This is a genomic window from Streptomyces nodosus, assembly GCF_008704995.1.
In the GTDB taxonomy this organism is placed as follows: Bacteria; Actinomycetota; Actinomycetes; order Streptomycetales; family Streptomycetaceae; genus Streptomyces; species Streptomyces nodosus.
The window spans coordinates 7,165,961-7,179,506 of the sequence record NZ_CP023747.1 but is presented as its reverse complement, the minus strand read 5'-3'; the positions used below and the strand labels follow the sequence as shown (position 1 = coordinate 7,179,506).

The following is a 13,546-nucleotide window of genomic DNA, read 5'->3' as shown; positions in this document are numbered from 1 at the left end:
CCCCTCCGGTCACACGAGCAGGACGAACATCACCCCCATGCCCAGGGCCATCGCCGCGTGACAGGCGGGTTCAAGAGCCTCGGTGCGGCTGACGAGTGCGGCGGTGCCGGGCGGTGCCGCCGGAGCGGCGACGCGGCCTCGGTCGAACGCCTGGGCGAGCCAGCGCAGTCCGAGTGCGACAAGGGCGACGGCCAGCAGGCCGGCCGTCCACTGATCGCCCGCCCGGGACAGGGTCATCGCACTGGCCGCACCCGCGCCCGACATGTCCATCCCCGGCATGTCGTGGCCTCCCCCACTCACACCGGACGACCCGGCGGATCCGTTCATCACGGCCGACATCCAGGCCATGGCCGCCATCATGACGATGTGCGGCAGCGCCGCCGGCAGTGCGGCCGCATGTGCGCCCGATGCCCAGGAACGCACCGCCGCGGCAGCCGTGAACCACAGTGCCCCGGCCGAGAAGACGACGATCCCCGGACCGGCCGGGAGATCCATGCCCCAGGGCCAGGCCATCGCGACCATCAGGATGCCCATGACGGCGTGCAGGGCGTGGCCCACCCGGTTCGTCGGCGCGCGGCCCGACGTCGCCGTCAGCCACAGCGCGTGGAGGGCGGGGACGATGAACAGCGCGGTGAGGATCCACCTCAGTCCTATCGCGTTGATCATGCGGCCACCTCTGTGTGCCCGGTGCGGCTCCGACGCCTTGCGCCGACGATCAGGTCGATGACGAGGAAGCCCAGCAGGGGCAAGCCGAACAGCGGTATGTAGTAGCCGATCACGGCGATCAGCAGCACGGCGGGTGCCAGGAACCAGCCCGGCAGCCTCCGCCACGCCCCTCGCACGGGCGCGCGGCCGAGCGCGAAGCCCTCGCCGCGGGTGGGCCTGCGCAGCCACCACATGCGATATCCCCAGAGGATCATGCCGATCAGAGCGATGGCGAGCAGCGCGAGCACGATCTGGTTGGCGAGGCCGAAGAGGAGGCCCATGTGCGCGTCGATGCCCCAGCTGGTCATCTTGGCCAGGAGGGGGTAGTCGGCCCAGTTCGCACGGTCGGTGATCTTGCCGGTGGCGGGGTCGACGGCCACGGAGTCGTGTCGTTCGGGCCAGCTGCGGGTGTTCTCCTCGACCAGATATGTGGTTCCGGCCTTGTTCGGCGGCTTCACATCGAGTACGCCGTTCAGTCCGGCCGCGTGGGCCGACGCCACGACCGCGTCGATCCCCACGTCCTTCGTCTGCCCGGCTCCGGTGCCGGACCTCGCCTCGGTGGTGTGTTCGGGCAGGGTGGTGGACACCGCCGGTGTGGGCCCGGCCAGTGCCGACTGGATCGTGCCGATGCTCGCTCCGGCGTGCACGGACCAGGTCATGCCGGTGGCGGAAAGGCCCAGCAGACCGACCGAGGTCCACATGCCGGCCGTGGCGTGCCAGGACATGGTGCGCCGGCGTCCCTTCGCCCCGCTCCGGGGGACGAACACGCGCCGCAGCCGCTGGCGTGAACGGGGTGCCGTCAACCAGAGGGCGAGCCCGGCGAGAACCTCGACCCACAGCCAACTGGCCGCGATCTCACTGTAGTTACGGCCGAACTCGCCCAGGTGGAGATGACGGTGCAGACCGTCCACCCACGATCGCACCGGAAGCCACCACCGCGCGAACGTCCGCTCCTGCCCCAGCACTTCGCTGGTGTACGGGTTCACGAACGCGGTCTGCGTGAAGTTGTCGGGCAACCCCGGCTCGTCGAAGACGACACGGGTGCTGTCCGTACGGCCGAGCGCGGGCGTCACCGAGAGCAGCGTCCCCTCGGGGACCGCCTTGCGCGCCGCGGCCACCTGGACGGACAGCGGATCGGGCTCGCCGTGCGGGGTGACCCTGAGCTCATGGCGGTACACGACCGCCTCGATCTGCGGCGTCGCCGTGTAGAGCAGGCCGGTCACCGCCGCGACGAGCAGGAACGGACTGATCACGATGCCCGCGTAGAAGTGCAGCCGGAGCAGGAGCGGACGCAGGCCGCTCCACGACACTCGGGGTCTGTGCCCTCCCGACAAAGTGCCGGTCCCCTCGGCCCGGTCGGGCTCGGCACTCGCACGGTCAGTCTCCGGTGCGTTCACCTCATGGTCCCCCGCGGATCTGTCCGTAGCAGCTCGCGGTGTGTGGCCATCCACCATAACGGGCCTTTCTGTAGCGGAACGTCGTCCACCGCTTTCAGCGGTCCGATGTAGTCGTCGGACGGACCGGCGGATGAGTTCCATCCGTTTCGACATGAGTGACCTCATGCCGAAACGGGAGGCGGCCGGGGCCGGGCCGGCGTCGTACGCGGCCGCCGTGCTGAGCGGCGGCGAACGGCATCCGGCCCGGCGAAGGGTCAGGCGGCGACCGAGCCGGACGTGCCGTCCGGCACCGACGGGGCATCCGTGAGGCACCGCGCCAAGGAGCGGCGCGCCCGCGACACACGGGACCGCACCGTCCCGACCGGGCACCCTCGCAGCGCGGCGACCTCCGCGTAGGACAGGCCGAGGAGCTGCGTGAGCACGAACGCCTCACGGCGGTCCTGGGACAGCGCGTCGATCAGCTCGGTGAGGGCGAGGCCCTCGTCGAAGCCGGGCAGTCCCTTCGGCTGACTGCGTTCGGCGGCGAGTTGCCAGTCGGCGGTGTCGGCGACGCGCGGCCGCACCGCGGCGTGCCGCAGGCTGTCGGCCACCACCCGCCGGGCGATGGACAGCAGCCAGGTGCGGGCCGATGAGCGGCCCTCGAACCGGTGCAGGCTCGACAGGGCACGCAGGAAGGTGTCCTGGGTCAGGTCGTCGGCCGCTTGCGCGTCCTTGGCCAGGTAGGTCACGAACCGGCGTACATCGAGCTGGAGCGCCTGTACGAACCGTTCGCTCGCGTCGCTGTCACCGCGTGCGGCGGCGAGAGCGATGGCGGTGACCGTCTCGTCGGTCAGGACAGGCAGGGCAGGATTCATGGCCCGAGGTCCTTTCTCGGTTCCCGTACACCGCTCGCTCGGCGGGCCGTCGGACAGGCGTCGCTGCGCGGCACTCAGGAGCGCGTACGGGACAGCGGGAAAAAGCCGTGCCGCGGATGCGCGTGCACGGAGAGCACGTCCGGCGGCAGTCGGCCGCAGGACGCGTGGAACCGGCTGTCATACGACAGCGGGCGCTCCAGGAGGACCTCGGGTGGTCAGGGCGTGGACGAGCAGCCGGGACCGCAGGCGCCGCACGACGACAACGGTGCGGCGGACCGGTGAAGTGGTGTCGGTGACCGGCAGGGCGGCCAGGATCAGGCGAAGTGGCACGAAGGCCCGGTCGGCGACCGCCCGCAGCACGCGGAACGCGGCGCGCTCGCCCTGCGCCAGCCACACACCGCACAGCAGCGCGGCCACCATGTGCGCGGCCAACATGCCCCACGAAGCCGTGCCCGACGCCGCGCCCATGTGATGCATTCCGGCCATGCCCGGCATGCCCGCCATGCCATAGGGCATCGCGGCGCCGCTGTGCGCGGTCGGCATGGGGAGGGTGTGGGTCAGACCTGCCTGAACCGCCAAGTCGTAGGCGCGTGCCGCCGCATCGGGCGACGGGTCGCCGCACAGCAGCAGACGAGCCCACTGCTGTGAACTCGCCGACGGCGCACCGGACGCCGAGGAGGGGCTCGCGAGCGACTGCGCCAGGCTGAACGCCATATGCAGACAGGCCTGCACCGCGAGCGTCAGCACGATCACGGTCCGCCTTCGCCGTTCCCCGGCGGCGAACACCCAGCCGGCCAGCCCCGTACCGGCTGCGGCCAGCGACAGAACCGGCCAGGACAGCGGGGCTCCGGACATCAGCACATGGCCCAGGGCCGCGAGCACGACGCACACGGCCGCGAACATCGCGGCGCGCGCGGCGCGTGACACCCGGCTGACGGACACGGTCACATCCTGGCACCGTCCGTACGCGCCGTACGGCACCGGGTGAGGGAGACGTCCGACTCGCCACACGTGACCTTCGGTGCCGCAAGGCCGATACTGCCGATAGGCAGCGTCACGGCTGCCTCGCCCCATACACCTGATGACCCCTCATGAACATCGGCGTCCAGTCAGTATCAGTACCCGCCGGAGACCGCCCGCGACCGCTGTGAACCGCCGACGTCAAAAGCCGCCCTCACACATTCTGACCAGCCGCAACGCAGGTCGGTGACGTGCCTGCCAGGCTCCGCAGGAGGTATCCATGAAGATGTTGATCAATGTTCCGGAGACGGTGGTCGCGGATGCGCTGCGGGGCATGGCGGCCGCGCATCCCGAACTGACCGTCGACGTCGAGAACCGGGTGATCGTACGGCGTGACGCCCCGGTCGCCGGCCGGGTGGCGCTGGTGTCCGGCGGTGGGTCCGGGCACGAGCCGCTGCACGGCGGCTTCGTCGGCCCGGGCATGCTGTCCGCGGCCTGTCCCGGTGAGGTGTTCACCTCCCCCGTGCCGGACCAGATGGTGCGTGCCGCGGCGGCCGTGGACAGCGGCGCCGGGGTGCTGTTCATCGTGAAGAACTACACCGGCGACGTGCTGAACTTCGACATGGCGGCCGAACTCGCCGAGGACGAGGGCATCCAGGTCGCCAAGGTGCTGGTCGACGACGACGTCGCCGTCAGGGACAGCCTCTACACGGCGGGTCGGCGCGGCACCGGTGCCACCCTGTTCGTGGAGAAGATCGCGGGGGCGGCGGCGGAGGAGGGGCAGCCGCTGGAGCGGGTGCGGTCCATCGCCCGGCAGGTCGATGAGAGCTCCCGCAGCTTCGGTGTCGCCCTCAGCGCCTCCACCACACCGGCGAAGGGCAGCCCTACCTTCGATCTCCCGCCGGGGGAGCTGGAGTTGGGTATCGGCATCCATGGCGAGCCGGGGCGGGAACGGCGGCCGATGATGACCTCGCGGGAGATCGCCGACTTCTCGGTGCAGGCCGTGCTGGACGACATGGAACCGCGCAACCCCGTGCTGGTCCTGGTCAACGGGATGGGCGGCACCCCGCTCCTGGAGCTGTACGGCTACAACGCCGAGGTGCAGCGGGTGCTGATCGAGCGTGGGGTCCCCGTGGCCCGCACCCTGGTCGGCAACTACGTCACCTCCCTCGACATGGCCGGAGCCTCCGTCACCCTGTGCCAGGTGGACGAGGAACTGCTGCGGCTGTGGGACGCGCCGGTCAGCACACCGGCGCTGCGCTGGGGCAGGTGAGTGAGGTCAACGTCCGTACCACCGAAGGGGATCCAGTGCTCGACGCCGACTTCTTCCGCCGCTGGATGACGGCGGCCGCCGCGTCCGTCGACCGTGAGGCGGACCGGCTGACCGCGCTCGACTCGCCGATCGGCGACGCCGACCACGGCAGCAATCTGCGACGCGGGTTCCGCGCGGTGACGGCCACCCTGGAGAAGGAGGCGCCGGACACCCCCGGCGCGCTCCTCCAATTGGCGGGCCGTCAGCTGATCTCGACGGTGGGTGGCGCGTCCGGCCCGCTCTACGGCACCCTGCTGCGCCGCACCGGCAAGGCCCTCGGGGACGCCCCGGAGGTCGGCGAGGAGCAGCTGGCGGGGGCGCTGCGGGCCGGTGTGGAGGCGGTGATGGCACTGGGTGGCGCCGCGCCCGGTGACAAGACCATGATCGACGCTCTGGTGCCCGCGGTGGACGCGCTCGGCACCTCGTTCGAGGCGGCGAGCGCCGCCGCCGAGGAGGGCGCCGTCGCCACGACGCCCCTGCAGGCCCGCAAGGGCCGGGCGAGCTATCTGGGCGAGCGCAGCATCGGTCACCAGGACCCCGGCGCCACCTCGTCGGCCCTGCTGATCGCCGCACTGGTGGAGGCGCGCCGATGAGTGAGCGTTCCGGGCAAGTCGTCGGCATCGTGCTCGTCTCGCACAGCGCCGCCGTCGCCGAGTCGGTAGCCGAGCTGGCCAAGGGGCTGGCGGGTGGTGGCGGTTCGGCACCCGTCGCTGCGGCGGGCGGCACGGCCGACGGCGGGCTCGGCACCAGCGCCGAGCTGATCACGACCGCGGCCGCCACCGTGGACCGGGGCGCGGGGGTCGCCGTGCTCATGGATCTGGGAAGCGCCGTCCTCACCGTGAAGGCATTGCTCGCGGAGGGCGACGAACTCCCGGAGAACACCCGGCTGGTGGACGCGCCCTTCGTGGAGGGCGCGGTCGCCGCGGTGGTCACGGCCTCCGCGGGAGCGGACCTGGCCGCGGTGGAGGCGGCGGCGCGGGAGGCGTACACCTACCGGAAGGAATGACCGGACCGGAGGGACACGGCGCCGGAGGGACACCCGGCGCGCCGTGCGGCCGGGGGCCAAGCCGAAACCGATCGACCCCCGGCCGCGCTCACCGGCGCGGGATCAGCGACGACAGCGGACCGCGCCGTCGGCCCGAACCGTCCATGAACTGCCTTGGAAGGCAAGGACGTTCACGCCGCGTCGGAACCAGGATACGAACCCCGGACACCGTCGGACGCAGGCGCCCCTCCCCCGATGTCCACTTGCCGTGAACGCGTCAGCCATGGGATACAGGTACAGACCAATCCCGTCCAGGGGAGGCGGACCGTTGCGACGCGCTCTGATACCGGTGATCTGCGGTGCGGCTCTGCTGCTGACGTCCTGCGCCTGGGGCGGCCCGGGCGACGACACCGGCGGGCGGCTGCCCGCGGCCCCGATGGGGGTGACTGCCGTGGCGGGCAGCGCCACCAGCGTCCATGTGATGTGGAACCGGACACCGGACGGACCGGAGATCGCCACCTATGAGGTGTATCGCGATCACACCAGGGTCAAGGAGGTGCCGGGTTCCGAGCACATGGTGGACGTCACCCGGCTCACCCCCGCCACGTCCTACGCCTTCACGGTGCGGGCCCGGAGCACCGACGGCGCCCTCGGCCCGGCGAGCCGGACGGTGCGCGCGAGCACCCCGGCCGCCGTCGCCGCCGACGAGCGGGCCCCCACCCGGCCCGGGCATCCGACCGGCAAGGCCCTGGGGAGCCGGGCGGTCCAGTTGTCCTGGGAACGGTCCACGGACGACCGGGGTGTGACGTCGTACGACATCCAGCAGGGCGGCTCGAAGATCCACAGCGTGGGCGGCGGGCAGACGGCGGCCGTGGTCACCGGGCTGCGGCCGGGGACCCGCTACTCGTTCACGGTGCGGGCCAGGGACGCGGCCGGCAATCTCTCCCCGGCGAGCGGGACGGTGCAGCTGACCACCGCCCCCGGCTCCGACGACGCCGAGGGCACCGCACCGACCGGGTTCCGGGCGACGACCCACCGTACCGACGGCGCGTACTACCTGGACCTGTCCTGGGTGCCGCCGGACGTCGACGGGGTCGTCACGGAGTACCAGATCCATCTGGACGGACAGCCCGCCACCTCACTCGTGTGGGGCGGCACGGCGCCGCGGGCCACGGCCACCCACAGCTTCTATGTGGGCCGCGAGACCGGGGCCACGCACCGCGTGCGGATCCGCGCCAAGCTCCCGGACGGCACCTGGGGCGGCTTCTCGGCGGAGCGGACGGTGACGACCGGCGGCTGAACCCGCAGGGACGAGGCGGATGGACGAGGCGGGACAGCGCCCGGGGACGACGGCGGGCCCGCCCTGTCGCGGCGCGGGCAGGGGCCGCCGTACGGACCCGCAGCCGCGCGCCGGGCCACCGGGGTCTAACGCCGGGTGCCGATCAGTACATGGGCTGACAGTTCCGGCGAGACCGCGCGCCGCACGTCGAGGCCACTCTGTGTGAACGCCTCGACGGCGAGCGGGACCTGGCGTGCGCTCGTCTCGACGAGCAGACAGCCGCCGGGGGCGAGCCACCGGGAGGCCCCCGCGGTGACCCGGCGCAGCACGTCCAGGCCGTCCACCCCGCCGTCGAGGGCGACGAGGGGCTCATGGTCACGGGCCTCGGACGGCAGCAGCGCCACCTCGTCCGTGGGCACATAGGGGACGTTGGCGGCCAGGACGTCGACACATCCGCGCAGTGCGTCCGGGAGGGCCGCGAACAGATCGCCCTCATGGACCCGGCCGCCGTACGGGGCGAGATTGCGGCGGGCACAGCGCACTGCGGCCGGATCGATGTCGGCGGCGTGCAGTTCGGGCCCGTCGAGCGCCGCGGCGAGGGCGGCGCCGACCGCGCCGGAGCCGCAGCACAGGTCCACGACCAGCGAGGCGCCGCGCCCGAGGGCGACGGCCTGGGCCACCAGGAACTCGGTGCGGCGGCGGGGCACGAAGACGCCCGGTTCCACGGTGATGTGCAGTCCGTGGAACTCGGCCCAGCCCAGGACCTGTTCGAGGGGCAGTCCGGCGACCCGCCGGTCGACCATGGCGGCGGCCTCGTCGGCCGTGCGGGCGGTGGAGAGGATCAACTCCGCCTCGTCCTCGGCGAAGACACAGCCGGCGGAGCGAAGCGCGGAGATGACTCCGGGAAGCGAAAGTGGTGGCATGGAGCCGAGATGCCTTTCGGTTGACCGAAGGGCGCCCTCGCGGTCACCTAGGGGCGGTGATCCGCGCCGTCCTGAGGAGAGAGCACCCGATCCGACACAGCGGTAATGGGTCTCACCTCCTCGGCCACGTCCGGCCGGGGCGGTCCACGGCCAGGACGGTCACCTTAGCAGGAGGACGTGGGGCCGGAGGACTCCTCGGCCGGGCCGGCTCCGGCGGCCCCACAGGCAAGTTGTACGGTACAACCACCAACGGTGAGGAGGTCCCGTGAAGGCAGTCGAGAGGCCGGACGAGGCCGCTGTCCCGGAGCGCGAGGCGGCCGGGCCGCGCACCGTCGAGGCGGCCGTCGAGACGATCCACCGCGAGATGACCACGTTCGCCCGCCGCGCCCGCGCCTCGGCCGGCCGGATGCATCCGGAGCTGTCGCTGGTCTCGTACACGCTGCTCGGACATCTGGAGGAGAGCGGCGGCTGCCGGGCGACCGATCTGGCCGCCCACTACGCGCTGGACAAGTCCACGGTCAGCCGGCAGGTGGCCGCCCTGGAGCGGGCCGGGCTGATCGGACGGCGGCCGGATCCGGACGACCACCGGGTGCAGATGCTGGAGCTGACCGCGGCGGGCACCCGGATCCTCGCCCAGGTGACCGAGAGCCGCCGGGAGGCCTTCCGGGAGCGGCTCGCCGGCTGGCCCCGGGAGGACCTGGAACGCTTCGCGGACTATCTGCTGCGCTACAACGCCGCCGCGGCCACCGCACCACCGAGGCCCTCCGGAACGGCCTGACCCGCCACGGAGAAGCCTCCGGCGGACCGCGGACGGCTCCTCGGACCTCGGGCAAGGAGGCCGGGTCGGGTTTGGTGACCGTATGGCCGGGAACGTCGCCGGGGAGGAGAATCGACACAAAAGCCGCATCGCGTCGGAGCATCCCACGCCGCGTACGGAGGGGCCCCCGAAGGGCCGTCCCCCGTCCGGGAACCGACGAGAAGCGACGAGGCCGGGTGTCCGGCGGTTCTCGGGCGGCGGGCCCATCACGGGCTCCGCAGTGGCCCGGGCGGCGGACCGGCCGCCCCTCCACAGGCGGGACGTGGCGGCAAGGAGGTCGAGATGCGAACCCGGGTGCGCGGCTGGCGCTGGCGCCACAATCCGCTGCGCCGCCGGTCGGACGTCGTCGAGGCATGGACGTCTCTGTTTCTCACCGCCCTGCTGTGCGCCGGGGCGCCGCTCGCCGGTACGGCCGCGGGATGGTCCTCGTACGACCGTGCGCACGCGGTCCAGGTGACTCAGCGCGCCGAACGCCGTCAGGTGCCCGCGGTCCTCCTGCAGAACGCCCCGGCCGCGGTGCCCTCGCCCCAGAGCAGCAGGCAGCCCCTGTACGGGGTGAAGGTGCGCTGGACCGAGCCGGGCAAGGGCACCCGGACCACGGTCGCGCAGGTCCCGGCGGGTTCGCGGTCCGGGGAGCGGGTGGAGGTGTGGCTGGACGCCGGAGGCCGCGGTGTGACCCCGCCCGCGACCGACGCCATGGTGTGGCAGCACGCCGCGACCACGGGTGTGTGGGCCGCGGGCGGAGTGGCCGGGAGCGTTCTGCTGGCCCGGGCCGTGATCGGCCGGGTCGCCGAGCGGCACCGCATGGCGGAGTGGGAGGACGAGTGGGCCCGCACGGAGCCGGAGTGGCGGCGCCGGATGGCCTGACCGGGGCCCGGCGTCCGGATTCCTCCTGAGTCACCCCCTCGGTCCCCCGATTCGAGGTCTGGTCGGGCGTGGGACGGCCACCGTACGGTGTGTTCGCTCGTGTCCCCGACGCCCGAGGTGGTCTCCATGGCCCTGTTCGACCTGCCGCTCGACGAACTCCGCGCGTACCGCAGTGCCTCCCCGGAGCCGGCGGACTTCGACGCGTTCTGGACGAAGACGTTGCAGGAGGCCCGGGAGCACGAGCTGGACGCCCGGTTCGAGCCGGTCGTCACAGGGCTGCGGACGGTCCAGGTGTACGACGTCACCTTCGCCGGGTTCGGCGGCCACCCGGTCAAGGGCTGGCTGACCGTGCCGGTGTCCGTGGACGGACCGCTGCCCACCGTCGTGGAGTTCATCGGTTACGGCGGCGGGCGGGCCCTGCCGCACCAGCATCTGCTGTGGGCCTCGGCGGGCTTCGCGCACTTCGTGATGGACACCCGGGGACAGGGCAGCACCTGGAGCGTCGGGGACACCCCTGACCCGGTGGGCAGCGCCCCGGCCTTCCCCGGGTTCATGACGCGCGGGGTCGAGGACCCCGAGTCGTACTACTACCGGCGGGTGTTCACCGACGGGGTACGGGCGGTCGAGGCGGCCCGTGCGCACCCGCTGACCGATGCCTCCCGCACCGCGGTCACCGGGATCAGCCAGGGCGGCGGTGTCACCCTCGCGGTCGGCGGTCTCATATCGGACCTGACGGCGGTGGCGCCGGACGTGCCGTTCCTGTGCGACTTCCCGCGCGCGACCACCGTCACGGACCAGAACCCCTACCGGGAGATCGGCAACTATCTCAAGGCGCACCGCGGCCGCACCGAGCGGGTGCGGGAGACCCTGGCATACTTCGACGGAGTGCACTTCGCCGCGCGCGGCCGGGCGCCCGCGCTGTTCTCGACGGCGCTCGAGGACCAGACCTGTCCCCCCTCTACGGTGTTCGCCGCGTTCAACGCCTGGGCGCACGAGGAGAAGGCGATCGAGGTGTACGAGTTCAACGACCACGAGGGCGGCGGCCCGCACCAGGAGGCGGTCAAGCTGCGCTGGCTGACGAACCGCCTCTGACAGATCGTCAGGCGGCCCGACGCCCTGTACGGCGCGTTGTAGGCGGCCGCACCGGGGCGGGGAAGCAGCGGTCCTGCGGCCGGACTTCCCGGCCCCGTGCGGCGGTGCTCAGCCGGTGGCGACGATCAGCCGGCAGCGCGGGCTTCCGTCCGGCCGCCGGCCGAGAGCGGGCAGCGCCCGGTGCTCCACCGAGAAGCCCGCGCGTCCCAACTCCCGGAGCACATCGCCGAATCGGAACGTCCGGTAGTACATGACGAACTGCGGCCGCCGGACCGCGTTGCGCACCCGCATCACGGTGTCGAAGCCCGACAGTGCCCAGTACAGGGGCGAGTCGGGGCGCGGCGGGGCGCCGATCGGGAAGACGAACCGGCCGCCCGGCCGCAGCACGGAACGCACCTGGGCGAACAGGCCGGGGAGTTCCCGCGGCAGGAAGTGCCCGAAGGCGCCGAAGCTCACCACCAGGTCGAAGGCCGGGCCGAAGGGCAGGGCGCGGGCGTCCCCGCGCACCCAGGCGGTACGCGGCGGGCCCGCGGAGCGCGCCCGGTCCCGTCCGACCGCCAGCATCCCGGCGCTGAAGTCGAGGCCGGTGACGCTCTGCCCGCAGACCGCGCGCAGGACGTCCAGCCCCGCGCCCGTACCGCAGCACAGGTCGAGCCCGTGTGCGAAGGGACCCATCGGTGCCAACGCCTCCGCCACGGAGTCCAGAACGACATCCGGGGTGCGGAACGGTGTGTGGTCGAACTTGGGCGCGAGCAGGTCATAGCCTCGCTCGACCGAGGACAGCGCCTGAACGGCCAGCTCGCGCAGGGTGGGACCGTACGGGGAGAACATCGCCTCCAGCTTAGGGTCGGAAACCCACCCCACGCACCGCACCCATGTCGGCACAGTGAGTGGTACGGTGTGCCCAGCACTTGTCTGCGCCCCACTGTGGGTGCCGGTGCCAGTTCCCTCCGAGTTCGTCGCGTCGCCCGTCGCCCCGGCGAGGCGCGTCGACTTCCCTACACCACCTCGTGAGCAGTGGGTTCCCGCTGTCCTCGAGGCGATGTTCTCCGCCGTACCGAGGCGTGTTCCGCGCCGCCTCTCCGGCTCGCTCTCCCTCCCCCTTTTCCTGACGTCCGTCCGTGAAAGGACCTCGTATGACCACCACCCTCGAGCGCCCCGCCGTACCGCGGGAAGTCCCCGCCCGGACCGTCACCGGCGTGCTCGACGTCGACCGGACCGGCAAGGGCCGGCTGCGCGCCACGCACTGCCTGGCCTCGCCCGGGGACCTCCAGGTCTCCCCCGCCCTCGTCCGCCGCCACGGGCTGCGCAAGGGCGATCTGCTCTCCGGCCTCCACGACGGGCGCTCCCTCACCGAGGTCGAGCTGATCGACGGCCGCACGCCCGACGAACTGCGCGGCCGACGCCACTTCCATGACCTCACCCCCCTGCACCCACGGGAGCGGCTGCGACTGGAACACCCGGCGTCCGGCCTGGCCGGGCGGCTGATCGACCTGATGGCGCCCGTCGGCAAGGGGCAGCGCGGGCTGATCGTGGCGCCGCCCAGGACCGGCAAGACCGTGCTGCTCCAGCAGATCGCCGCGGCCGTCGCCGGCAACCACCCCGAGTGCCGGCTGATGGTGGTGCTGCTGGACGAACGGCCGGAGGAAGTCACCGACATGCAGCGCTCGGTGCGCGGAGAGGTGTACGCCTCCACGTTCGACCGGCCGCCGAAGCAGCACATCGCGCTCGCCGAGCTGGTCGTGGAACGCGCCAAGCGGCTCGTCGAACGGGGCGAGGACGTCGTCATCCTGCTCGACTCGCTGACCCGGTTGTGCCGGGCCCACAACAACACCGCCGCCCCCGGTGGCCGCACCCTCAGCGGCGGTGTCGACGCGGCCGCCCTGCACGGCCCCAAGCGACTCTTCGGCGCGGCACGGCTGGCCGAGGAGGGCGGCTCGCTCACCATCCTGGCCACCGCCCTGGTCGAGACCGGCTCCCGCGCCGACGAGTTCTTCTTCGAGGAGCTCAAGGGCACCGGCAACATGGAACTCCGGCTGGACCGCGCCCTCGCCGAGCGGCGGATCCACCCCGCCGTCGACATCCCCCCGTCCGGCACCCGCCGTGAGGAACTCCTGCTGTCCCCGGCCGAGTCGACGGCCGTACGAGGACTGCGGCGCGCCCTGCGGTCCCGCGAGGGCCAGGGGGGCCTGGAGACCCTGCTGCAACGGATGCGCGCCACACCCGACAACGCGGCCTTCCTGCGACGCGTCCAGCCCACCCTGCCCGCCGACTGACCGGCCGCGCCCGGGCCGCGCCCGGGCCGCGCCCGGGCCGCCCCGCGGACGACACACGGCCCACACCGGCATCCGGCAT

Annotated in this window: 14 protein-coding genes; 8 read left to right on the top strand and 6 right to left on the bottom strand. The window is 72.6% G+C overall.

Features of this window, described 5'->3' with window-relative positions:
* Window positions 1-9: 9 nt before the first annotated feature.
* From CP978_RS31965 to CP978_RS31950, 4 genes are all read right to left on the bottom strand, one after another.
* Window positions 10-666, bottom strand: coding sequence for a DUF5134 domain-containing protein (locus tag CP978_RS31965; protein WP_043446760.1), 657 nt, complete (start codon window positions 664-666; stop codon window positions 10-12).
* Window positions 663-2,159, bottom strand: coding sequence for a PepSY-associated TM helix domain-containing protein (locus CP978_RS31960; RefSeq protein ID WP_079162424.1), 1,497 nt, complete (start codon window positions 2,157-2,159; stop codon window positions 663-665). The genes CP978_RS31965 and CP978_RS31960 overlap by 4 nt, the downstream gene beginning before the upstream one ends.
* A 197-nt stretch (window positions 2,160-2,356) precedes the next feature.
* Window positions 2,357-2,956 carry a sigma-70 family RNA polymerase sigma factor gene (locus tag CP978_RS31955; protein WP_043446758.1) on the bottom strand — a complete coding sequence of 200 codons (600 nt, stop codon included), beginning with the start codon at window positions 2,954-2,956 and terminating at the stop codon, window positions 2,357-2,359.
* Between the two features lie 177 nt (window positions 2,957-3,133).
* Window positions 3,134-3,898 carry a hypothetical protein gene (locus CP978_RS31950; protein ID WP_043450049.1) on the bottom strand — a complete coding sequence of 255 codons (765 nt, stop codon included), beginning with the start codon at window positions 3,896-3,898 and terminating at the stop codon, window positions 3,134-3,136.
* 298 nt (window positions 3,899-4,196) lie between these two features.
* On the opposite strand from CP978_RS31950, the gene dhaK reads away from it, so the two are divergent.
* The 4 genes from dhaK to CP978_RS31930 all read left to right on the top strand — a co-directional run bounded on the left by dhaK (window position 4,197) and on the right by CP978_RS31930 (window position 7,513).
* Window positions 4,197-5,189, top strand: a complete 993-nt coding sequence (gene dhaK, locus CP978_RS31945) for a dihydroxyacetone kinase subunit DhaK (protein ID WP_043446756.1) — start codon at window positions 4,197-4,199, stop codon at window positions 5,187-5,189.
* Between the two features lie 35 nt (window positions 5,190-5,224).
* Window positions 5,225-5,821 (top strand): dihydroxyacetone kinase subunit DhaL, encoded by a 597-nt coding sequence (dhaL, locus tag CP978_RS31940; protein WP_043450047.1) that lies wholly within the window; start codon window positions 5,225-5,227, stop codon window positions 5,819-5,821.
* A complete protein-coding gene (locus CP978_RS31935) occupies window positions 5,818-6,234 on the top strand; it encodes a PTS sugar transporter subunit IIA domain-containing protein (protein ID WP_043446754.1) in 417 nt (138 codons plus the stop codon). Before dhaL ends, CP978_RS31935 begins: the two co-directional genes overlap by 4 nt.
* Before the next feature lie 262 nt (window positions 6,235-6,496).
* On the top strand, window positions 6,497-7,513 hold the full coding sequence (locus CP978_RS31930) for a fibronectin type III domain-containing protein (RefSeq protein ID WP_079162422.1): 1,017 nt from the start codon (window positions 6,497-6,499) through the stop codon (window positions 7,511-7,513).
* 125 nt (window positions 7,514-7,638) lie between these two features.
* Here CP978_RS31930 and CP978_RS31925 read toward each other — a convergent pair whose 3' ends face one another.
* A complete protein-coding gene (locus tag CP978_RS31925) occupies window positions 7,639-8,415 on the bottom strand; it encodes a putative protein N(5)-glutamine methyltransferase (RefSeq protein ID WP_043446748.1) in 777 nt (258 codons plus the stop codon).
* Between the two features lie 265 nt (window positions 8,416-8,680).
* Here CP978_RS31925 and CP978_RS31920 point away from each other — a divergent pair, with 265 nt between their 5' ends.
* From CP978_RS31920 to CP978_RS31910, 3 genes are all read left to right on the top strand, one after another.
* A complete protein-coding gene (locus CP978_RS31920; protein WP_376697983.1) occupies window positions 8,681-9,193 on the top strand; it encodes a MarR family winged helix-turn-helix transcriptional regulator in 513 nt (170 codons plus the stop codon).
* Between the two features lie 321 nt (window positions 9,194-9,514).
* A complete protein-coding gene (locus tag CP978_RS31915) occupies window positions 9,515-10,099 on the top strand; it encodes an Rv1733c family protein (RefSeq protein ID WP_043446745.1) in 585 nt (194 codons plus the stop codon).
* Window positions 10,100-10,225: 126 nt separating this feature from the next.
* Window positions 10,226-11,191: an acetylxylan esterase gene (locus CP978_RS31910; RefSeq protein ID WP_043446742.1), complete on the top strand. Its 966-nt coding sequence runs from the start codon at window positions 10,226-10,228 to the stop codon at window positions 11,189-11,191.
* A gap of 108 nt (window positions 11,192-11,299) precedes the next feature.
* Here the strand turns inward: CP978_RS31910 and CP978_RS31905 are convergent, their stop codons facing one another.
* Window positions 11,300-12,022, bottom strand: coding sequence for a class I SAM-dependent methyltransferase (locus tag CP978_RS31905; protein WP_043446737.1), 723 nt, complete (start codon window positions 12,020-12,022; stop codon window positions 11,300-11,302).
* A 305-nt stretch (window positions 12,023-12,327) separates the two neighbouring features.
* Here CP978_RS31905 and rho point away from each other — a divergent pair, with 305 nt between their 5' ends.
* Window positions 12,328-13,467, top strand: coding sequence for a transcription termination factor Rho (rho, locus tag CP978_RS31900; RefSeq protein WP_043446733.1), 1,140 nt, complete (start codon window positions 12,328-12,330; stop codon window positions 13,465-13,467).
* The last annotated feature ends 79 nt before the right edge of the window (window positions 13,468-13,546 follow it).

Bases quoted from the DNA above. Each gene is read 5' to 3' on its own strand.
- CP978_RS31965 (WP_043446760.1), bottom strand. From the start codon at position 666: ATGATCAACGCGATAGGACTGAGGTGGATCCTCACCGCGCTGTTCATC.
- CP978_RS31960 (WP_079162424.1), bottom strand. From the start codon at position 2,159: ATGGTGGATGGCCACACACCGCGAGCTGCTACGGACAGATCCGCGGGG.
- CP978_RS31955 (WP_043446758.1), bottom strand. From the start codon at position 2,956: ATGAATCCTGCCCTGCCTGTCCTGACCGACGAGACGGTCACCGCCATC.
- dhaK (WP_043446756.1), top strand. From the start codon at position 4,197: ATGAAGATGTTGATCAATGTTCCGGAGACGGTGGTCGCGGATGCGCTG.
- CP978_RS31935 (WP_043446754.1), top strand. From the start codon at position 5,818: ATGAGTGAGCGTTCCGGGCAAGTCGTCGGCATCGTGCTCGTCTCGCAC.
- CP978_RS31930 (WP_079162422.1), top strand. From the start codon at position 6,497: ATGGGATACAGGTACAGACCAATCCCGTCCAGGGGAGGCGGACCGTTG.
- CP978_RS31925 (WP_043446748.1), bottom strand. From the start codon at position 8,415: ATGCCACCACTTTCGCTTCCCGGAGTCATCTCCGCGCTTCGCTCCGCC.
- CP978_RS31915 (WP_043446745.1), top strand. From the start codon at position 9,515: ATGCGAACCCGGGTGCGCGGCTGGCGCTGGCGCCACAATCCGCTGCGC.
- CP978_RS31910 (WP_043446742.1), top strand. From the start codon at position 10,226: ATGGCCCTGTTCGACCTGCCGCTCGACGAACTCCGCGCGTACCGCAGT.
- CP978_RS31905 (WP_043446737.1), bottom strand. From the start codon at position 12,022: ATGTTCTCCCCGTACGGTCCCACCCTGCGCGAGCTGGCCGTTCAGGCG.
- rho (WP_043446733.1), top strand. From the start codon at position 12,328: ATGACCACCACCCTCGAGCGCCCCGCCGTACCGCGGGAAGTCCCCGCC.